General features: G+C 53.4%; 18 protein-coding genes, 1 other RNA gene and 1 CRISPR repeat array (1 of these 20 running past the window's edge). Of the genes, 11 read left to right on the top strand and 8 right to left on the bottom strand.

The features are described from left to right. Window positions 1-1,705: a CRISPR direct-repeat array (repeat unit 36 nt; unit sequence AATTCAAAAAAGCCCCATCAAATCGGGGATTAAGAC) (it extends 762 nt beyond the left edge of the window). 257 nt (window positions 1,706-1,962) lie between these two features. The 6 genes from cas2 to csm6 all read left to right on the top strand — a co-directional run bounded on the left by cas2 (window position 1,963) and on the right by csm6 (window position 6,380). Then, entirely contained in the window at window positions 1,963-2,277 is a 315-nt protein-coding gene (cas2, locus tag EV680_RS06760) for a CRISPR-associated endonuclease Cas2 (protein WP_243650352.1), read from the top strand. 10 nt (window positions 2,278-2,287) lie between these two features. Continuing rightward, on the top strand, window positions 2,288-3,295 hold the full coding sequence (gene cas1, locus EV680_RS06765) for a CRISPR-associated endonuclease Cas1 (RefSeq protein ID WP_132953985.1): 1,008 nt from the start codon (window positions 2,288-2,290) through the stop codon (window positions 3,293-3,295). Continuing rightward, on the top strand, window positions 3,273-3,542 hold the full coding sequence (locus EV680_RS06770; protein WP_132953986.1) for a CRISPR-associated endonuclease Cas2: 270 nt from the start codon (window positions 3,273-3,275) through the stop codon (window positions 3,540-3,542). Before cas1 ends, EV680_RS06770 begins: the two co-directional genes overlap by 23 nt. 219 nt (window positions 3,543-3,761) lie before the next feature. Beyond that, window positions 3,762-4,055 carry a CRISPR-associated protein Csx16 gene (gene csx16, locus EV680_RS06775; protein WP_132953987.1) on the top strand — a complete coding sequence of 98 codons (294 nt, stop codon included), beginning with the start codon at window positions 3,762-3,764 and terminating at the stop codon, window positions 4,053-4,055. Window positions 4,056-4,086: 31 nt separating this feature from the next. Beyond that, window positions 4,087-5,229 (top strand): Card1-like endonuclease domain-containing protein, encoded by a 1,143-nt coding sequence (locus EV680_RS06780; protein ID WP_132953988.1) that lies wholly within the window; start codon window positions 4,087-4,089, stop codon window positions 5,227-5,229. Window positions 5,230-5,240: 11 nt separating this feature from the next. Continuing rightward, window positions 5,241-6,380 carry a CRISPR-associated ring nuclease Csm6 gene (gene csm6 / locus EV680_RS06785; RefSeq protein WP_132953989.1) on the top strand — a complete coding sequence of 380 codons (1,140 nt, stop codon included), beginning with the start codon at window positions 5,241-5,243 and terminating at the stop codon, window positions 6,378-6,380. A 210-nt stretch (window positions 6,381-6,590) separates the two neighbouring features. On the opposite strand, the gene EV680_RS06790 is transcribed toward csm6, so the two are convergent. Further along, window positions 6,591-7,547 (bottom strand): tRNA dihydrouridine synthase, encoded by a 957-nt coding sequence (locus tag EV680_RS06790; protein ID WP_132953990.1) that lies wholly within the window; start codon window positions 7,545-7,547, stop codon window positions 6,591-6,593. A 104-nt stretch (window positions 7,548-7,651) separates the two neighbouring features. Here EV680_RS06790 and EV680_RS11930 point away from each other — a divergent pair, with 104 nt between their 5' ends. Next, window positions 7,652-7,798 (top strand): hypothetical protein, encoded by a 147-nt coding sequence (locus EV680_RS11930; protein WP_165870918.1) that lies wholly within the window; start codon window positions 7,652-7,654, stop codon window positions 7,796-7,798. A gap of 9 nt (window positions 7,799-7,807) precedes the next feature. After that, window positions 7,808-8,761 (top strand): nucleoside hydrolase, encoded by a 954-nt coding sequence (locus EV680_RS06795; protein ID WP_132953991.1) that lies wholly within the window; start codon window positions 7,808-7,810, stop codon window positions 8,759-8,761. A gap of 78 nt (window positions 8,762-8,839) precedes the next feature. Here EV680_RS06795 and EV680_RS06800 read toward each other — a convergent pair whose 3' ends face one another. The 4 genes from EV680_RS06800 to EV680_RS06815 form a co-directional block, all read right to left on the bottom strand. Next, window positions 8,840-9,352 (bottom strand): TPM domain-containing protein, encoded by a 513-nt coding sequence (locus EV680_RS06800; protein WP_132953992.1) that lies wholly within the window; start codon window positions 9,350-9,352, stop codon window positions 8,840-8,842. Beyond that, window positions 9,352-10,239, bottom strand: a complete 888-nt coding sequence (locus EV680_RS06805) for a TPM domain-containing protein (RefSeq protein ID WP_132953993.1) — start codon at window positions 10,237-10,239, stop codon at window positions 9,352-9,354. Before EV680_RS06805 ends, EV680_RS06800 begins: the two co-directional genes overlap by 1 nt. A gap of 75 nt (window positions 10,240-10,314) precedes the next feature. Next, window positions 10,315-10,638 carry a YnfA family protein gene (locus tag EV680_RS06810; RefSeq protein ID WP_425316041.1) on the bottom strand — a complete coding sequence of 108 codons (324 nt, stop codon included), beginning with the start codon at window positions 10,636-10,638 and terminating at the stop codon, window positions 10,315-10,317. Window positions 10,639-10,704: 66 nt separating this feature from the next. Continuing rightward, window positions 10,705-11,295, bottom strand: a complete 591-nt coding sequence (locus tag EV680_RS06815; protein WP_132953994.1) for a LemA family protein — start codon at window positions 11,293-11,295, stop codon at window positions 10,705-10,707. Window positions 11,296-11,642: 347 nt separating this feature from the next. Here EV680_RS06815 and rfbD point away from each other — a divergent pair, with 347 nt between their 5' ends. After that, window positions 11,643-12,515 (top strand): dTDP-4-dehydrorhamnose reductase, encoded by an 873-nt coding sequence (gene rfbD, locus EV680_RS06820; RefSeq protein WP_132953995.1) that lies wholly within the window; start codon window positions 11,643-11,645, stop codon window positions 12,513-12,515. Between the two features lie 293 nt (window positions 12,516-12,808). Here the strand turns inward: rfbD and ffs are convergent. Next, window positions 12,809-12,905, bottom strand: an RNA gene (ffs, locus tag EV680_RS06825) — signal recognition particle sRNA small type. A 449-nt stretch (window positions 12,906-13,354) separates the two neighbouring features. Between ffs and EV680_RS06830 the strand changes: the two genes are divergently transcribed. Further along, complete coding sequence (locus EV680_RS06830) at window positions 13,355-17,182, top strand: DUF3683 domain-containing protein (RefSeq protein WP_132953996.1); 3,828 nt, start codon at window positions 13,355-13,357, stop codon at window positions 17,180-17,182. Between the two features lie 306 nt (window positions 17,183-17,488). Then, the gene (locus tag EV680_RS06835) at window positions 17,489-18,544 is read left to right on the top strand and encodes an NADP(H)-dependent aldo-keto reductase (protein WP_132953997.1); all 1,056 of its coding nucleotides are present in this window, start codon (window positions 17,489-17,491) and stop codon (window positions 18,542-18,544) included. 73 nt (window positions 18,545-18,617) lie between these two features. Here EV680_RS06835 and EV680_RS06840 read toward each other — a convergent pair whose 3' ends face one another. Both EV680_RS06840 and EV680_RS06845 read right to left on the bottom strand, forming a co-directional pair. Continuing rightward, entirely contained in the window at window positions 18,618-19,535 is a 918-nt protein-coding gene (locus tag EV680_RS06840) for a factor H binding protein domain-containing protein (RefSeq protein ID WP_132953998.1), read from the bottom strand. A 171-nt stretch (window positions 19,536-19,706) separates the two neighbouring features. Beyond that, window positions 19,707-20,606, bottom strand: a complete 900-nt coding sequence (locus tag EV680_RS06845) for a factor H binding protein domain-containing protein (RefSeq protein WP_132953999.1) — start codon at window positions 20,604-20,606, stop codon at window positions 19,707-19,709. Window positions 20,607-20,681 lie beyond the last annotated feature (75 nt).

Here is a 20,681-nt window from a genome sequence, read left to right on the forward strand (position 1 = left end):
ATAAAATTCAAAAAAGCCCCATCAAATCGGGGATTAAGACAAATGTGGCCGTGACGGTCACACGAATACGCGTAAAATTCAAAAAAGCCCCATCAAATCGGGGATTAAGACTTAGGCGCTTTAGGCGCTGCCTTAGCGGCTGTAGAATTCAAAAAAGCCCCATCAAATCGGGGATTAAGACGTCACGGGCTCTCCATTGATGTACATCTCGGCAATTCAAAAAAGCCCCATCAAATCGGGGATTAAGACATAGAGCGTCAAACCCTCCAGCGCTAGCTCCTGAATTCAAAAAAGCCCCATCAAATCGGGGATTAAGACTCCAAAGTTACTTCTAAGATCCTGTCGGTATAGAATTCAAAAAAGCCCCATCAAATCGGGGATTAAGACTATCAAGATGTCTACGATTGGCCTAAAGCGCGACAATTCAAAAAAGCCCCATCAAATCGGGGATTAAGACTGCGCGGATTGTTGTATTTTCCCGTTGATTCACAATTCAAAAAAGCCCCATCAAATCGGGGATTAAGACGCATCAAGCCCCTTGGCCTGCTCGTGTGCTTGCAATTCAAAAAAGCCCCATCAAATCGGGGATTAAGACGCATTTGGTTTTCTTTAACGCCATATTCTTTTAATTCAAAAAAGCCCCATCAAATCGGGGATTAAGACACATCATACCCGTCCTCACCCGTATCCCAGTAGGAATTCAAAAAAGCCCCATCAAATCGGGGATTAAGACGTAGTGGTTGATGCTGCTACCGTCCAAAGTTACCAATTCAAAAAAGCCCCATCAAATCGGGGATTAAGACGTAATTCTTTAGCAGCACTTACTGATTCCATTTTCTAATTCAAAAAAGCCCCATCAAATCGGGGATTAAGACACCCGAAGCCCGGCTATGTTTTGGGTGCCGACGAAATTCAAAAAAGCCCCATCAAATCGGGGATTAAGACGTTGCTGGCCGCCGAATAGTGGCCTGTGTTGCAATTCAAAAAAGCCCCATCAAATCGGGGATTAAGACGCAGGCCGTCTGAATGGCAGGCTATGCCCTATCAATTCAAAAAAGCCCCATCAAATCGGGGATTAAGACTTTTATATTCCCTTCTTTAACGGTTGGTTTTAAAAATTCAAAAAAGCCCCATCAAATCGGGGATTAAGACCCGATGCACTTGCCTATCGCGCGCGCATCGAGGAATTCAAAAAAGCCCCATCAAATCGGGGATTAAGACCGGTATTTTTTATCTTCATCATATTGTTTTTGCAATTCAAAAAAGCCCCATCAAATCGGGGATTAAGACCCCATGCGGTTTCTCTTTTGTCGCACAAATCTTGTAATTCAAAAAAGCCCCATCAAATCGGGGATTAAGACGCATGCCACCGCCCAATATTGGCGCAAATGCCAAATTCAAAAAAGCCCCATCAAATCGGGGATTAAGACGCCACGTCGGTGCTGGTGGCGGTGATTTTGCAATTCAAAAAAGCCCCATCAAATCGGGGATTAAGACACCTGAAAAAGATTGGCGCCGGTGAGCTTTTTGAATTCAAAAAAGCCCCATCAAATCGGGGATTAAGACGCATTGGCTCTACTCCATCAAAAAAGCCGCTATTCAATTCAAAAAAGCCCCATCAAATCGGGGATTAAGACAGAAAACTAACTCCGTCTGAGGTAAGATTAAAAATTCAAAAAAGCCCCATCAAATCGGGGATTAAGACTCGGGCGGCGGTTTCTTCTGCCAGCCCGGTTAAAATTCTTAAATTTTAAAAATGTTCAAGTTTTAATTGCCGCTTCTATAAGAAATAACAAACTGCCTGAAATATTTAGAACTTAATTGTTTGTTTTTAATGTTTTATTTTTTCAGACGGCCTGAAAACACCGATAAAGAGAAAGCCGGCAAATTGATACAGATAACATTTATCTCACAAATTTGTATGGCTGGCGAACGGCAAAATAAAGCCATATCATCGTGGATATGCAGTTTATTTGCTGCCGGTTTTCAGGAAATGATGCGATGAAAAGGCATTTATATTTATGGGCTTACGATATTTCCTGCAACCGTTCACGGCGGCAGGTGCGGGAAATTTTGCGCGGCTATGCGGTGGGCGGGCAGAAGTCGCTGTTTGAATGTTGGTTAACAGAGCGGGAATTGGCAGCTTTATGTGCAACGCTGCCGGCCTTACTCGGCAAAAATGACCGGCTGCAGGTGGTTCGTTTGAGCGAATCGGCACAGCCGTTTTTTTATGGTTGTGCGAAAAGTATGGCTTATGAGCCGTTTGTAATCGGATAGGGGGGAAGAGATGGCAACTTTATTTATCGACCGCAAGGGCTTGTCGCTGCGAGTGGATGGGGCGGCACTGGCATTTTATGATGGGGAAAAACGGGCGGGCACGGTGCCGCTTAAGGTGCTGGAGCGGGTGTGTATCCGGGGTGATTTGCAGCTTTCGGCTTCGGTGTTGGGCAAATTGGGTGAGCAGGGTGTGGGGGTGTTGGTGTTGAGCGGGCGCAAACGTGCGCCGGTGCTGCTGATGCCGAGCTTGCGGGTGGATGCGCGGCGGCGGGTGGTGCAGTTGCGCTTGTCGGCGGATGAGGATTTCTGTTTGCAGGCTGCGCGTGGCTGGGTAGCGGCGAAAATCAGTGCTCAGGCGGCTTTGTTGGCGCGGTTGGCGGCGCGTGATGCGGTGCGCCAAGCGCGATTGGCGGCTGAGGAGCAGGTGTTGGCCAATGTGGCGGCGCAAATCGGCCGGGCTGCGGATTTGGCGGCCTTGCGTGGCTTGGAGGGGGCAGCGGCGGCGCATTATTTCGGTGGTTGGGGCAAGATATTGCCGGATTCGTGGGGCTTTTCGGGGCGCAACCGCAGGCCGCCGCGTGATGCGGTGAATGTGGTGCTGTCGCTGGGTTATACGATGCTGCATTTCGAGCTGGTGCGGCAGATTTATCTGGCGGGGCTGGATCCGTTTGTGGGCTTTTATCACGGGGTGGCGCACGGGCGGGAATCGCTGGCGTCGGATTTGCTGGAGCCGATGCGGCCTATTTATGATGAATGGGCGCTGGCTTTATTGGCCGATGGCGTGCTGCGGCCGGAGGATTTTTCGATGCGCGGCGAGGGGTGTCAAATGGGCAAGGCGGGTAGATTGCGCTTTTATGGGGCGTTTGAAACAGCGGCAAAAGGCTGGCGGCCTTTGATGTATCGTGCCTGCATGGATTTGCTCTCGGCTTTGGGCGCAGCTGCGGGTGAAACGGAGGGATTTGTGCCGTCTGAACTGATGATATTGGAGCGGGAAGATGCGTTGGCTGATTGCGTATGATGTGGTAAAACCGGCGCGTTTGCAGCGGATATACCGTTTGCTGTGCGGCCATGCGCTGCCTTTTCAGGAGAGTGTGTTTCTGCTGCGCGGAACGCAGGCGGATTTTGAGGTGTGTATGGCGGCCTTGTTGCCGCTGCTGCATTGGCAGAAGGATGATTTACGGGTGTATCCGCTGCCTAAGGGCGGTTTGTGCAAGGCTTTGGGAAAGGCGGGGCTGCCGGATGGTGTGTGGCTGCATGGGCAATGAGCAAACAAAGTTGTGCAACTTTCACGCCGGTGTTTTGTTGGGGATAATGTATTTTGTCAGTTCGCATCAAAGGGAGATTATCAAGGTCGTTATTGGTCGCAGTATGCGCTATTAAGCGCAAACGCGGGTAGCCGGTAGCAACAGGCTTTGGGGCGGTGCGGTACCTGAAAACTATTTTTCAGAGTATCAAGGCTTTTCAGCAGAGAATTGGGTAATAATATGACGGTTTATTTTGTGTCGCGCCATGAAGGCGCAGTTGCGTGGATTAAACAGCAGCCGCAATGGCAGGTGGATGTGTTTGTGCGCCATTTTAATCCGGCCGATATTGCGGTGGGCGATGTGGTGCTGGGCACGCTGCCGCTGCATTTGGCGGCAGAGGTATGTGCACGCGGTGCGATGTTTTATTTTTTAACGCTGCCGCAAACGGCCGATGGGCGTGGTTTGGAATATTCTGCCGAGGAAATGCAGCAGATGGGCTGCGGCTTGCAATGTTTTGAGGTGCGGGCGTTGTAGGCCGCCTGAAAGAGAATAAAGGAAGAAAATCATGAGAAATTTTGATGTGCATGTGTGTTTGGTGTCTAAGCAGCCGTTGCCTAATTTGATTCCGATATTGGTTTCCGACCCGAAACCGAAAGAGGTGATTTTGTTGGTCAGCCATGAAATGAATGAGCGCGCCGGCTGGCTGGAAACGGTGTTAAAAACATATCATATTCATGTATCGAAAGTTTCAATTGCTGATTCTTATGATAAAGAAGCTTTGGAAAATCAAATGCTTGATTTGAAATTGTTTGAAAATTATACAAGTCAGAATATTTTGATGAATATTACCGGCGGCACCAAGTTGATGGCCATCAGTGCTTATAGCGTGTTTTCCGCCAATGATTCAGTCTGTGCTTATTTTGTGGAGCGCAGCAATGAGTTGGTCTATTTGGATCAGGCGGGGCAAAAGTTTGTTTTAGAGCCGAAATTGAAAATTAAAGATATTTTGTTGGCGCATGGTTATGAGTTAGTGGGCAAGCCGTTGCAGCAATTGCCGATGAATAAGCCGCATTTGACTAGAGAGTTGGTTCAAGGCGACTTCGGTTCGGCGATTTCGGCTATCAACGGTGTGATATCGGATAAAAAGTTAACGGCAGATTTTCCGGAAAAAGGTGATAAGGAGCGGATTAAAACGGTTTTGGATAAATTTGAGCGTGAAGGATTGCTGCAATATGATTTGCAGCAGATTACCTTTACTGATAAGGCGGCTTTGAAATATGTCCATGGTGGCTGGCTGGAAGAGCACGTTTTATCGGCTGTTAAGGACATCAAGGGATTGCAGGACTATGCCTTGGGCGGCGAAATCATCAAGCTGGGGGCGACCGCTTCAAAACAAAAACAAGATGGAAAAGCGGACAACGAGCTGGATGTTATTGTTTTGATGAATAATAATTTACATATTATTGAGTGTAAAACGGTAAATTATACAAGTCCTTTCAATAAGGGAGAGGGAAACAATGTGATTTACCGTTTGCAGGCTTTTCAAGAGCAGGAATTGGGCGGTTTGAAAACCAAAGTGGCGTTGGTGTCTTATCGTGATTTGGACGAACCAACCAAAAAGCGTGCAAAGGACAATCAAATCCCCTGTTATGAATCTAGGAATATAGTGAATCTGAAGAACAATTTGGAAGCTTGGCTGAAAAAATAGAGCAGACTTTAATGGATATTAAACAAAAAATCCTTGTTGCGGTTACGGGAATGTCGCCGCAAATCGTAACCGAAACGCTTTATGCGCTGCACACGCAACACCAATGGCTGCCTGAAGAAATCCATGTGCTGACCACGCAGACGGGGGCGGAAAATATTATCGGTTCTCTGCTGGGTGAGAACGGCTTTTTCAGGCGCCTGTGTGCGGAATATGCTTTGCCTGCTATCCGTTTCGATACGGATTGTATTCACGTGATTCAGGGGGAAACAGGTGAGCCGTTGGCGGATATCCGTTCGCCGGGGGAAAACAATCTGGCGGCCGATCAGATTGTACGTTTTATTTATGATCTGTGTGCCGATGAGCAAACCGAATTGCACGTGTCGATTGCCGGTGGCCGCAAGTCGATGGGGTTTTATATCGGCTATGCGTTGTCGCTGTTCGGGCGGCGGCAAGACAGGCTCTCACACGTATTGGTGGAGGAGGCCTTCGAGCAAAACCGTGAATTTTTCTACCCGCCCAAACATAGCACACCGCTGAATACGGAACGCTTTGGTATGCGTGATGCGGCAAAGGCGCAGGTAATGTTGGCCGATATTCCGTTTGTACGAATGCGCGAGGGTATGCCTAAATTGGCTTTGGCCGACAATTGGAATTTTTCACGGGCAGTGGCGCTCACGCAGCAAAGCCTGAGTGATTTCAGCTTGGTGGTTGATTGTTCAAGCATGAGTATTATTTGTAGTGGCTCAAAACCGATTAAGCTGGATGTACAACACTTCAGCCTCTACAAAACTATGGCCGAGTTTAAACAGGAAGGCTTGGCTTGCGCGGTTGGAGATAAGCAATTACTGGAACGATACTGGAAAAATTACTGTGGGTTTAAACCAGGTTGGCAGAGCCACAGTAAGCAGATACAAGAGGATATCAACAAGGCAAGAAAAGAATTTGACAAAGAATTATTTCTCGACGAAAAGCCAAAAATGGAGCGGATTTTTCATGAGAGTAAATCACGCATCAAAAAGAAATTGGAATCGCATTTGAACGATTATGCCCGATATTATGAGATTGAAAGCCGGGGTGGCAATAGCCAGAAACAATATCAATTGGCTACGCCGAAAGAAAACATCCAGATAGTGGGTTTGAAAAAAAGCTAGCCGTATAAACCAAACCGGGAGTATTTAAAAATCGGGAATGTTTAAAAATCTGTGTCAATCCACTAAACTTGTTCCAACAGGGGACAACACATGAACAAACCCGCCTTCGCGGGTGCGACGGGTATCCGGTTTTGTAAAGGTCTCATCCTGCCAAGCCAAAGGCCGTCTGAAACGTTTCAGACGGCCTCATCTTTGCCAATTCAACCAAGCTTAATCAAATGCAAACTGCGCCAGCGCGCGCTTCACTTCATCGGCTTCTTTCAGGGTGCGTATGCCGTCAAACACTTCCTGCGCCTGCGGATACACGCGCTTCATCATGCCCAGCCATTGCTTCAGCCGCGCCACCGGATATTTATTGTTGGCTTCTTTGGCCAAACACAAATCGAAAAAAAGCCGTATCCAGCCCATAATTTCGGCAAAATCTGCCTCTTCCACCGCGCCGCCTTGCGTATATTGGCGGATTTGGCGCGCCAAATCGGGGCGCATCACCGCGCCGCGCCCGAGCATAATGCGCTCGCAGCCGCTCTCTTGCCGGATGGCCAGATAATCTTGCAGGGTAAACACATCGCCGTTGGCAATCACCGGTATCGCCACCGCATCGCGGATTTTGCGCACCCAAATCCAGTGCGCCGGCGGCTCGTAGCCCTCCACTTTGGTGCGCGCATGCACCGCCAGCGCCGAAGCGCCGCCCTCGGCAATGGCCAGCGCATTTTCCAGCGCCAGCGATTTATCTTCAAAACCCAGGCGCATTTTGGCGCTGAGCGCGATGTGTTCGGGCAGCGCCGTGCGCAGGGTTTTCACAATATGGTAAATGCGCTGCGGCTCTTTGAGCAGCACCGCCCCGCCCTGATGCTTGTTTACCGTGGGCGCGGGGCAGCCGAAATTCAAATCGATTTTGTCGGCACCGAAGCGCACCGCTTCGAGCGCATTGGCCGCCATGTTTTCCGCATCGCTGCCCAAAAGTTGCACCGTGCACGGCACACCGGCAAAAGTGCGGTTGCCCTGCGCGATTTCCGGCACATATTTCAGCCAGGTCGGGCGCGAATGCACGGTGTGTGTGATGCGCACAAATTCGCTCACACATTCGTCAAACCCGCCGATGCGCGTAAGCAAATCGCGCATCACGTCATCCACCAAGCCCTGCATGGGCGCCAAAATCAATTGCATAGAAACGGTAGGCCGTCTGAAACGGCAGCTTAAACATAAAAGCCGTATTGTACCGTTGTATCGGCTGGGTTACACTTTCATTTTCAACCCCCGCATGGCCGGCCATGAAAACCGTGCTGTTTGCCCTGATGTTGATGGCCGCTTTTGCTGCCGGCATGTATACCGAGCGTTTTTTGGCACAAGATGCCTGCCTCGACCAAGGCGGCGTTTATCAACACAATAATTGCCGCACCGAACCACCCCAGCCTTAGGAAATCAATATGTCTGAAAAAATCCGCCTGATTATCGACACCGACCCCGGCCAAGATGATGCCGCCGCCATTTTGATGGCACACGGCTTAGCCAAACGCGGCCTGATTGATTTTATGGCGCTCACCGTAGTGGCCGGCAACGTGAGCCTGCACCACACCGCCACCAATGCACGCATCATTTGCGACTGGGCCGGCGAAAAAGATTTTCCCGTGTATGCCGGTGCCGGCAAGCCCTTGCTGCGCAGCTTGGTAACCGCCGAAGAAGTGCACGGCAAAACCGGGCTCGACGGCGTGGAATTGCATGAGCCTGCCTGCCCCTTGCAGCCGGTGCACGCCGTGCCCTATCTGATCGACACCTTGCGCAAAGCCGATGATGCGAGCATCACCATCTGCCCCATCGGCCCCTTAACCAACATCGCCCAAGCGCTCAGCCTCGCGCCCGATATCGGCCGCGCGATTAAAAACATCGTGCTGATGGGCGGCAATTATTTCGAAGCCGGCAACATCACCCCCGCGGCCGAATTCAATTTTTATGTCGACCCGCATGCCGCCCAAGTGGTACTGCAAAGCGGCGTGCCCATCACCATTTTGCCGCTCGATGTCACCCACAAAGCCACCATCACCACCCCGCGCATGGATGTGCTGCGCCAACAGCCCAACGCCAACGGCAGCCGTTTGGCCGGCATTTTGCAAAGCTACGAGCGCTTCGACACGCAAAAATTCGGCCTCGAAGGCGGCCCCCTGCACGACCCCTGCGCCATCGCCTATGCCGTGTTTCCCGAATTTTTCAGCGGCCGCGATTGCCATGTGGCGGTGGAAACCCAGAGCGAGCTCACCATGGGCGCCTGCGTGGTCGATTGGTGGGGCACCACCGGCAAACCGGCCAATGCGCATTGGGTAACCGATGTCAACGCTAATAAAATGTTCCACGAAATGGCCGAATCCATCAGCCATCTGCCTTAAACCATCGCGCAAAAACAAAGGCCGTCTGAAACTTTTTTCAGACGGCCTTTCACACAATATTCCACACAAACCGCACGCTCAGCGCAACACCACCTCATTGGGCAATTCATCGAAATCCGCCGCTTGTGCGCGCGGGAAATGGGTGCTCAGAATCTGCGTCACCTCTTGCAAGCCCGCCACCAAGCCGCTCACAAACGCCTCGCGCCGGAAATCCGCCAGCATGGTTTGGCACACATGCTGCCACTCTTCCTCGGCCACTTTGGCAGAAATGCCCCGGTCGGCCACGATTTCCACCGCGTGATCGGCAAACGACACATACACCAGCACGCCGCTGTTGTGTTCGGTGTCCCACACGCCCAATTCGCCAAACCATTGCCAAGCGCGGGTGCGCGTGTCCAAGCCTTTGAGCACAGCCTCGCTGCTGTAGCGCGATTCAATCACAAAACGGATCTGGCCGGTGTGGTTTTGCTCCGACAAGCCGATTTTTCGGCTGATGCGCGCCAAATCAGCACCGGGAAAATAACGCTCCACGCGTGCGCGCGGGTGCAGCCAATGCTGCCACAAACGTTTGAATTTATTTTGCTCCTGCATTACCACCCTCCCGATGCGCCGCCGCCGCCGAAGCCGCCACCGCCACCACTGAAACCGCCACCGCCGCCAAACCCACCGCCGCCGCTCCAGCCGCCACCGCCGCGCGTGCCGCCAAAACCGCCGCCGCCCAGCCCGCCGCCGGAAATAAACGCGCCGCTGCCCAGCACAAAGCTCACCACGCTGCCCAGCAGCGCCACCAACACAGCCGCCACCACGCCCCAGCCCAACACCGCCACCGCCACGCCGAACACCGCGCCGCCGGTGAGCAGGCTGCCGAGCGTGCGCCCGAAAATCGCTTTCAGAAAGCCGCCCACAAAAAAAGGCACAATCAGCAGCATCATCCAGCCATCGCCCGAGCCTTCGCTGCGGGTTTGGGCGGCGGGCGCGGGCAAGGCTTCGCCGGCAATCAATTTTTCAATTTGGCTCACCGCCGCATAAATGCCGGCATCGGTTTGGCCTTTTTGCAGATAAGGGCGCAACACATCATCAAGAATGCGCTTGGCATACACATCAGGAATCGCGCCTTCCAAGCCGCGCCCCACCGCCAAATGGGTTTTGCGCTCATCGCGCACCAGCAGCAGCAACACCCCGTCGCTCACCTCTTTGCGCCCCGGCTCATATTGCTGCATCGCGCGGGCGGCATAGTCAAACGGCGTTTCCGGTGCAATCGAGGGCACGGTGAGCACGATAATCTGGCTGCCTTTTTCGCGGCTGTATTGCATCAAATGCGCATTGAGCTCGGCGCGCGCTTCGGGCTGCATCATCTGCGCGCTGTCGAGCACCGGCGCGGTGAGCGGCGGAATCGCGGCCAAATCGGCCGCCCACAGCCACGCCGCGGCCAGCAGCATCAAGGCAAACGCGCTTAGGCGTTGAAAGGCAGATAACATGAATATCCTTTTGATTTCAAGTTTTCAGACGGCATCCATCTGAAAAGGCCGTCTGAAAAAAGGCCGTCTGAACAATTATGAGCGCGCGCCCAGCATAATCACCGCCATGCCGCTCAAACACAGCGCTGCGCCTATCCAGTCGGTGGTTTGCGGCTTAATGCCGTCCACCGCCCACAGCCACAGCAGCGCCATGCTGATATACACGCCGCCGTAAGCGGCATACACGCGGCCGCTGGCGGTCGGGTGCAGCGTGAGCAGCCAGGCAAACAGCGCTAGGCTCGCCGCCGCCGGCAGCAGCAGCCAAGGTGAGCCTTGCTGGCGCAACCACACATAAGGCAGCCAGCAGCCCACAATTTCAGCCAGCGCCGTGGCGGCAAAGAGTAAAAAAGTTTTCAGCATCATCATATATTTCAGACGGCCTATCATGCACAAGCAGGCCGTCTGAACCATTCGGGCGCAAGCCGTTTAAAAGCTTACTTTAGGCGCATCCGACACCGCCGCTTCGTTTTCCACGCTGAAATTGGCGCGTGCCTTCATGCCGAAAAGCTTGGCGGTGAGGTTTTGCGGAAACTGGCGCAAGGTGGTGTTATACGTTTGCACAGCCTTGATGTAGTTGTTGCGTGCCAGCGAAATGCGGTTTTCCGTGCCCTCAAGCTGCGCCTGCAAATCGCGGAAATTCTGGTCGGCCTTAAGCTGCGGATAATTTTCCGACACCACCAAAAGCCGTGAGAGCGCGCTGCTCAATTCGCCCTGCGCCTGCTGATATTGCTTGAGTTTTTCCGGGTCGGCCGCATCATCGGCCGTCATCTGAATGCTGCCCACTTTGCTGCGCGCTTCCGTTACCTGCGTAAACACTTCCTGCTCGTGCGTGGCATAGCCTTTTACCGTGTTGACCAGATTCGGAATCAAATCGGCGCGGCGCTGATATTGGTTGAGCACTTCCGACCAGGCCGCATTGGCCGCCTCGTCTTGCGACTGCATGGTGTTGTAGCCGCAGCCGCTCAATGCAAACAATGAGGTAAACACGGCCATCACGGCCAGCCATTTTTTCAACATAGGATTTACTCCGTAAAATCAGGAACAAGCGAAAATGCACACGCACCACGCACGGCAGAGGGCAAATCACACCCACCTCAAAACAGCCCTGCTGCATAGGCTCGCCGCCTTGCAAGCTTACTTTTTTCAATGGGCATCAGGCCGTCTGAAAACAACCGCTTGAGTATAACCCAAAGCCGCCGCCGCGCAAACCGGCCGCCCAACACGCATCTATCAAACAAACGCGCGGCTACATTTCACTACCATTTTCAGACGGCCTGTTTCATAATAAGACTTTTCGATAAGACATTCGGCAACCCGCCCGCTTTCCGTCAAACCCCAAGGCAAACCCAGGAGGAATCCACCCGATGAGAATTTTACTGACCGGCTCGAAAGGCCAGCTCGGCCGCTGCTTTAAAGACCGCCTGCCCGAAGAATGGGAGCTGATTGCCGCCGATTCAGCCACCCTCGACATCACCGATGCCGAAGCCGTGCTCAATATGGTCAAAAATTTCCAACCCGACGCCATTGTCAACGCCGCCGCCTACACCGCCGTTGATTTGGCCGAAAGCCAGCGCGCCAAAGCCTTTGCCGTCAACGCCGCCGCCGTGGCAAGCCTGGCCGCCGCCGCCCGCGCCGTGCATGCCAAATTCATCCACATATCCACCGATTATGTGTTTGACGGCAGCAGCAAAGTGCCCTACACCGAAACCGCCCCGCCCGCACCCCAAAGCGCCTACGGCCAATCCAAGCTCGCCGGCGAATTGCTGGCGCTGGCCGCCAACCCCGACAGCGCGATTGTGCGCAGCGCCTGGATATTCAGCGAATACGGTCGCAATTTCGTGAAAACCATGCTCGAAGCCGCCGCCGAGCGCGACGAGCTTTATGTGGTGCAAGACCAAACCGGCTGCCCCACTTATGCCGGTGATTTGGCGCAGCTGCTGATTAATATGCTGGAAAAAGCCACCTTCCCGCGCGGCATTTTCCATTATTGCGGCAACACCTCAACCAGCTGGCACGGCTTTGCCGAAGCCGTGTTCCACACCGCCGCCACCCTCAACCCCACCTTCAAAACCCCGCACCTGCACCCCATCGACACCAGCGGCTACCCCACGCCCGCCCCGCGCCCCGTTTATAGCGTGCTCGATTGCCACAAAGCCTGCCAAGAGCTGGGTGCCGCTCCTTCCGACTGGCAAAAAGCACTCGGCAGCGTGGTGCGCAAATTGAATACTCAAGCATAAACATACTGTGCATAAATCAATACAGGCCGTCTGAAAAGTTTCAGACGGCCTTTATTTATCTGGCAAACAACGATTTTTTAAAACGTTTCCCATGCTTCATTCCGGCGAAGTGCGCAGGTCGGATTCTCGAATCCGACGCTTGTTCGCAGAACAAGGTTTTCAGGGCGGCAGTAAATGTCGGATACAAGTATCCGACCTACGGCTTTCTTGGCTGTTTGAATGGTTTCAGACGGCCTGATTTCCCCACACCAAAAGCCAAACGCCGCAGGCAAAAGCTGCGGCGTTTTCAATGAGGTGGCGAGCCAAACCCCTGGCACTGGCGCATCAGAGTGGGCTGCTGGCTTCCGCCCCTGACCCGTTGTCCCAACTTACCATGCAGGGAGACCCGCCGTAAAAAAGCTATTATAGCCGCCCTATTGCCTTGCGCACAAGCCCGAAATCCGCCCAATCGTAAACAGCCGTCTGAAAAAAGCCGCACCGGCGCTGCACTTGTCAACAATTTCTCGCCGCCAATATGAGCCGCATGCATGCTGTCCGCCATATTTTTCCATTGAAAAGTCTTTGAAATGACATTACATTCAAACTTTCCCTTTGGCTTTCAGACGGCCTGCTTTTTCTTGAGGCCGTCTGAAAAAAAAAGCAAACATCTGCCAAGCGCCGCCGCATAAAATCCTTTAAAATAGCGGGCACACATGTTTGATACCCATTCAAAAAAGTAAGCTAACAAGGTGGAAGCCTGCGACAGTACACACGTACGGCAAGGCGAGCCAACGAAGTTAGGTTATTTTTTTGGATTGGTATGAGCACACACGAAAATAATACGGAACGGACACAACACAATGAGCAACACCGCCCAGCGCATCCGCGAAATCCCTTATAACTACACCTCATATTCCGACCGCGAAATCGTCATCCGCCTGCTCGGCGATGATGCGTGGAACACACTGCAAACGCTGCGCAGCCAGCGCGTAACCGGCCGCTCGGCGCGCATGTTGTTTGAAGTATTGGGCGATATTTGGGCGGTGGTGCGCAACCCCTATCTGGTTGACGATTTGCTCGACCACCCCGCCCGCCGCGAAGCGCTGGTGAAAGAAATGCGCCACCGCTTGGGCGAAATCCACAAACGGCGCGACGACAACGAACAAGTGGCCGCGCTGGTGCAGGCGGCCGAAGCGGCGGTGGCGCGCTTCGACGGCAGCTTTGACGAAACCAAAACCCGCCGTGAGCAAATTCTCAAACGCCTGAGCAAAATCACCAAAAAACACAATATTATGTTTGACGGCTTGGCGCGCGTGTCGCATGTCACCGACGCCACCGACTGGCGCGTGGAATATCCCTTTGTGGTGGTCAACCCCGACACCGAAGCCGAAGTGGCGCCCTTGGTGCGCGCGCTGATTGATTTGGAGCTCACCATCATCCCGCGCGGCGGCGGCACCGGCTACACCGGCGGCGCGGTGCCGCTCGATGCCATGAGCGCGGTGATCAACACCGAAAAGCTCGATAAACACAATGGCGTGGAATATGTCGAGCTGCCCGGTCTCGAAGGCCGCCGGCCGGTGATTCATTGCGGCGCGGGCGTGGTCACGCGGCGCGTGGAAGAAACCGCCAATGCCGCCAAGCTTGTGTTTGCGGTGGATCCCACTTCGGCCGATGCTTCCTGCGTGGGCGGCAATGTGGCGATGAACGCAGGCGGCAAAAAAGCGGTGTTGTGGGGCACGGCGCTCGATAATCTGGCGTGGTGGAAAATGGTCAACCCCGCAGGCGAATGGCTCAAAATCGAGCGCGTGCGCCACAATTTCGGCAAAATCCACGATGAAGAAACCGCCGTGTTTGATGTGCACACGCTCGCTTCAGACGGCCTCAAAGTGGTGAAAACCGAGCGGCTGGAAATTGAGGGCAGCAAATTCCGCAAAGTCGGCCTCGGCAAAGACGTCACCGACAAATTTCTCGCCGGCCTGCCCGGTGTGCAGAAAGAAGGCACCGACGGCATCATCACCAGCTGCGCTTTTGTGCTGCACACCATGCCCAAACACACGCGCACCGTGTGCCTGGAATTTTTCGGCACCGTGGCCAACGCCACGCCCTCGATTGTGGAAATCCGTGATTACCTGCTCGGCCACGAAGCCGTAGCGCTGGCCGGCCTCGAGCATCTCGATTGGCGCTATGTGCGCGCGGTGGGCTATGCCACCAAAGCCGCCGGCAAAGGCCGCCCGAAAATGGTGCTGATTGCCGATGTGGTGTCAGACGATGAAAACGCCGTGGCCGAAGCCGCCTCACACATTGTGAAGCTCGCCAACGCGCGCGACGGCGAAGGCTTTATCGCCGTGTCGCCCGAGGCACGCAAAACCTTCTGGCTCGACCGCAGCCGCACCGCCGCCATCGCCAAACACACCAACGCCTTTAAAATCAACGAAGACGTGGTGATTCCGCTCGAACGCCTGGGCGAATATTCAGACGGCATTGAGCGCATCAACATCGAATTGTCGATTAAAAACAAGCTCGCCCTGTGCGATGCGCTCCTGCCCTATCTGCAAGGCAGCCTGCCGGTGGATCAGATGGGCACCGATCTGCCCAGCAGCGAATTGCTGGGCGAGCGCGCCAACCACGCATTGGCCCATGTGGCGCAGGTGCAGGCGCGCTGGCAATGGCTGCTCGACAACCTCGATGCGCCGCTGGCCGACTATAAAGCGCGCTACGGCAGCGCCGTGCACGCCGCACCCGAAGCCCGCGATGAAGAAAGCTGCTTTACCGCCTTTCGCGATTTCCGCCTGCGCGTGTCGGTAAAATCCGACATCATGAAGCCTTTATCCGAGATTTTCAGCGGCAAGGCCGACACCAAAATCACCGAAGCGCTGGCCAAAATCCACAGCCGCGTGGTGCGCGGGCGCGTGTTTGTGGCGCTGCATATGCACGCGGGCGACGGCAATGTGCACACCAATATTCCCGTGAATTCCGATGATTATGAAATGCTGCAAACCGCCCACAAAGCGGTGGATCGCATTATGGCCATCGCCCGCCGCTTAAACGGCGTGATTTCGGGCGAACACGGCATCGGCATCACCAAGCTCGAATACCTCACCGATGAAGAAATGCAGCCTTTTTGGGATTACAAAACGCGCATCGACCCGCAAGGCCGCTTCAACCGCGGCAAGCTGATGAAAGGCGCCGATTTGCGCCGCGCCTACACGCCCTCGTTCGAGCTTTTGGGCGTGGAATCGCTGATTATGGAGCAATCCGATTTGGGCACCATCGCCGAATCGATAAAAGACTGTCTGCGCTGCGGCAAGTGCAAGCCCGTGTGCTCCACCCATGTGCCGCGCGCCAACCTGCTCTACAGCCCGCGCAACAAAATTCTCGGCGTGGGCCTGCTCACCGAAGCCTTTTTATACGAAGAGCAAACCCGCCGCGGCGTGTCGCTGCGCCATTTCGACGAGCTCAACGATGTGGGCGACCATTGCACCGTGTGCCACCGCTGCGTGAAGCCCTGCCCTGTGAATATCGATTTCGGCGACGTTACCGTGGCCATCCGCAATTATCTGGGCAAAAGCGGCAAGCGCAAATTCAACCCCGCCGTGGCCGCCGGCATGGCTTTTCTGAATGCCAAAGATCCGCGCACCATTAACCTGCTGCACAAAGGCGTGATCGATGCCGGCTTCAGGCTGCAAAACTGGGGCTACCAAATGGGCAAAAAATTCCGTTTGGGCACCAAAAAGCAGAAAGCCGCCCCCAAAACCACCGTGGGCGCCGCGCCGATCAAAGAGCAAGTGGTACATTTCATCAACCGCCCGCTGCCGCGCAACGTGCCGATTAAAACCGCCCGCGCCTTGCTCGGCGTGGAAGACAACAAAACCGTGCCGATCATCCGCAACCCCGCGCTGCCGGAAGACAGCGAAGCGGTGTTTTACTTCCCCGGCTGCGGCTCCGAGCGCCTGTTCAGCCAAGTGGGCTTGGCCACCCAGGCCATGCTGTGGCACGCCGGTGTGCAAACCGTGCTGCCGCCGGGCTATCTTTGCTGCGGCTACCCGCAAGACGCCGGCGGCAATGCAGCCAAAGCCGAAGAGATGACCACCGAAAACCGCGTGCTCTTCCACCGCGTGGCCAACACGCTCAACTACCTCGACATCAAAACCGTGGTGGTGAGCTGCGGCACCTGCTACGACCAGCTGGAAAAATACCGCTTTGAAGAAATTTTCCCCGGCTGCCGCATGATAGACATCCACGAATTTCTGCTCGAAAAAGGCATCAAGCTCGATGGCGTAACCGGCCAGCAATACCTTTACCACGACCCTTGCCACTCGCCCATCAAAACCACCAACCCCACCGCACTCACCGGCCAATTGATGGGGCAGGAAGTGTTGCTGAGCGACCGCTGCTGCGGCGAGAGCGGCATGTTTGCCGTGAAGCGCCCCGACATCGCCACGCAGGTAAAATTCCGCAAGCAGGAAGAAATCGAGAAAAACAAAGCCGCACTGCCGCCGGGCGAGCCCGTGAAAATGCTCACCTCCTGCCCCGCCTGCCTGCAAGGCCTGAGCCGCTACAGCGACGACAACGCCATGCCCGCCGACTACATCGTGGTGGAAATGGCCAAGCACATTCTCGGCGAGCAATGGCAAAACGATTTTGTGAAAAAAGCCACAGAAGGCGGCATTGAAAAAGTGTTGCTCTAACCAGCTGATACAAAAAGGCCGTCTGAAATATTATTCAGACGGCCTCTCGATTAAATTTCTTCTTATACCAATTCAAAAAAGTAAGCTAACAAGGCGGCGAGCCGCAGACAGTACAACTAGTACGGCAAGGCGAGACAACGAAGTTAGGTTATTTTTTTGGATTGGTATTATTTCAAATTCAAACAAAGGATACTCCCATGCTGATGCGCCGTATCAAACAAGTTGTTGTGGCCTATTTGGTGCAAAAAGCCGTACGCCATATTTCCCGCAAAATGCAGCAACGCCGCTAACCGAAAGGACACCGCCATGCAGTATAACGAACTGGGCCGCACCGGCATAAAAGTGAGCCGAATCTGCCTCGGCACCATGACTTGGGGCGAGCAAAACACCCAAGTCCAAGCACACGAGCAGCTCGATTACGCCCTCTCGCAAGGCGTGAATTTTATCGACACCGCCGAAATGTATCCCGTGCCGCCGAATCAAGAAACCTATACCACCACCGAGCAATACATCGGCGCGTGGATTCAGGCGCGCGGGCGGCGTGATGATATCGTGCTCGCCAGCAAAATCGCCGGCCCCACCGGCAACAACAATCTCGACGGCTATATCCGCGGCGGCAACAACAATTTTTCGCGCGCGCAAATCATCGAAGCCTGCCACGCCAGCCTCAAACGGCTGCACACCGATTACCTCGACCTTTACCAATTGCACTGGCCCGAGCGCCAAACCAATTTTTTCGGCAAACTCGGCATGAACGAAATCAGCGCAAACGAGCACTACACCCCGTTTGACGAAATTCTCGACGCCATGGGCGAATTGGTGCGGCAAGGCAAAATCCGCACCTACGGTTTGTCCAACGAAACCCCGTGGGGCACGCTGCGCCATTTAAACGCCCACGAAGCCCGCCCCGGCTCGCCCCGCATCGCGTCGGTGCAAAACCCATATAACCTGCTCAACCGCAGCTACGAAGTGGGCATGGCCGAAATCTCGCTGCGCGAAAACGTGCCGCTGTTGGCTTATTCGCCGCTCGCTTTCGGCGTGCTTTCCGGCAAATACCGCCACGGCCAAAAGCCCGAAGGCGCGCGTCTCACCCTGTTTGAACGCTTCCAGCGCTACAGCAAGCCCAAAGCTGCCGAAGCGGTGGAGCGCTATGCCGCCATCGCCGAAGCCGCCGGCCTCTCGCTCGCCACCCTTTCGCTGGCTTTCGTAAACCAGCGCACCTTTGTGGCCGCCAACATCATCGGCGCCACCACCATGGCGCAATTGCGCGAAAACATCGCCAGCGCCGATGTGGTGTTGGGCCAAGACATCCTGGCCGCCATCGATGCCGTGCACGCCGAAATCAGCAACCCGTGCCCTTAATGAAGCAATAAAAGGCAAATCAACAAATAGGCCGTCTGAAAGCTTTCAGACGGCCTATTTGTTGCTCGATAAATCAGCGTTTGCCGCCGAAACCGATAATATCAGCAGCGCTCTTTTCTGGTGCACGCTGTATAACGAGTCCACTCACTTCTTCAGCTTGCGGCCCTGCAAACATTAAACCGTAAAACATTTGTTTATTGGATTTTTCTGCACGCGCAGTAGAAGAAATCCCAAAAGCAGCTTGCTTAGAATCAAAAAACTCATCAAATTTTTCAATATCGCCTTTTTCTAAAACTACCCGTCCGAATTGACCCAATCCGGTAATTTCACCTGATCCGATACGATTTTTAAAATCAACATTATAAACCAGTGTGCCTTTATCTTTGGCAGTAAATGCTTCACCACGATAAACAGCATGAATATTCAAAGCGTCAATTGCTGTTTTTGTTGTGGCCAAACCCAGTATATTTTCTATAGTGAAACTTGATTCCGCATCAATAAGTGTAACCGGCTCATTATTTACTTTAAAATTATTCATATAACTGCCTATAACAACAGAATAAGGTTGTTGATAAAGTCTTAACGTGCCCTCCACTACTCGAACATCATCTTTCGCAAAAGCTCTTTGATGATATATTTCTTGCGTTTTATTATCAAATAGCGCGGTAAAAGTCACACCTTTGTAACGTTCCGTATCTTTAAAGGGATAATCATGCAAACCCAGCGGCACCGGTGTTAAATCGATTTTCTCATTTCCTTTTGCATAAGTTTGCCCGAATGCCTCCTTAGCAACATTACTGCCTGCATACTCCACATCGATTTCCCATAATTTCGCCTGCCGCACCTGCGCCCGATAAGCTTCCGGCACCGCATTTAAAGCAGACAGGCCGGTGTCCGGTTGGCTGCCTGCAACGCCGCTGCCACCACCACCGCCGCCGCACGCGGTTAAGCCCACCATCATCGCCCACATCGAGCATTTAAGCATATTCATTGCGTTTCCTTTATCATCGTTGTTGTATTGTTATCTTAACATTTTCCGCCTTTTGATAACAAATGTTCACAACAAAACCATCACGCCCAACATTACTTTTCATGCCAATGTCGTTTCTTTGCAAAGAGACCGTCTGAAAGCTTTCAGACGGCCTATTTGTTGCTCGGTAAATCAGCGTTTGCCGCCGAAACCGATAATGCCTTCATCCCTTTTTCTCTGCCATTCCGGATTCGCCTGCACCATGCCGCTGATTTCTTCGGCTTTAGGCCCGGCAAACATCAAGGTATAGCCCGCTTTGCCTTGTTTTTCCGAAGTGGCCGTCGCAGAAATGCCGACAACGTTTTTCATATCCAACCATTCAGGCATAGTGGCAATATTGCCTTTTTCCAAGGCAATGCGCCCGAATTGATCCAAGCCGGTGATTTCGCCCGAGCCATTGCGCGCTTTAAAATCCACTTGATAAACCAATTCGCCCCTGTCTTTCGCGGTAAAAGCTTCGCCCCGATAAGTGGCCTGGATATTCAAGGCATCCACGGCTTCTTGGGTGGTGGCCAAGCCTAAGATATCGGTGATCAAAAAATCGGCATCGGCATCCGCCCATGCCTTACGGGGATCATTATTAAGCTGCAGGCCGGTTGTATAGTTGCCAACCACAATGGAATAAGGCTGCTGATACACCCGAAACACACCATCTGTTGTCACCACATCACCGGTTTTAAGCTTTTGCTCACCAAACACCGTATTCATAGTAAACGGCCTTTTTGCTTTTTCTGTGTCTTTATACGGATAATCGTTCAAACCCAAGGGAAGCCCCGACAAATCAATTTCAGCGTCTTTGTTGCCATATGCTTTGTCAAAAAGCTCTGCCGTAAAAATGCTGTGCTCATTTTCCATTTCAAACTGCCAAGTCTTCGCCTGCCGCACCTGCGCCCGATAAGCCTCCGGCACCGCATTTAAAGCCGACAGGCCGGTGTCCGGTTGGCTGCCTGCAACGCCGCTACCACCACCGCCGCCGCCACACGCGGTTAAGCCCACCATCATCGCCCACATCGAGCATTTAAACATATTCATTGCGTTTCCTTTATCATCGTTGTTGTTGTAGCACTATCTTAACATTTCCCACTATTTAATAACAAATGTTCACAA

This window comes from Uruburuella suis, assembly GCF_004341385.1.
Taxonomy (GTDB): Bacteria; Pseudomonadota; Gammaproteobacteria; order Burkholderiales; family Neisseriaceae; genus Neisseria; species Neisseria suis.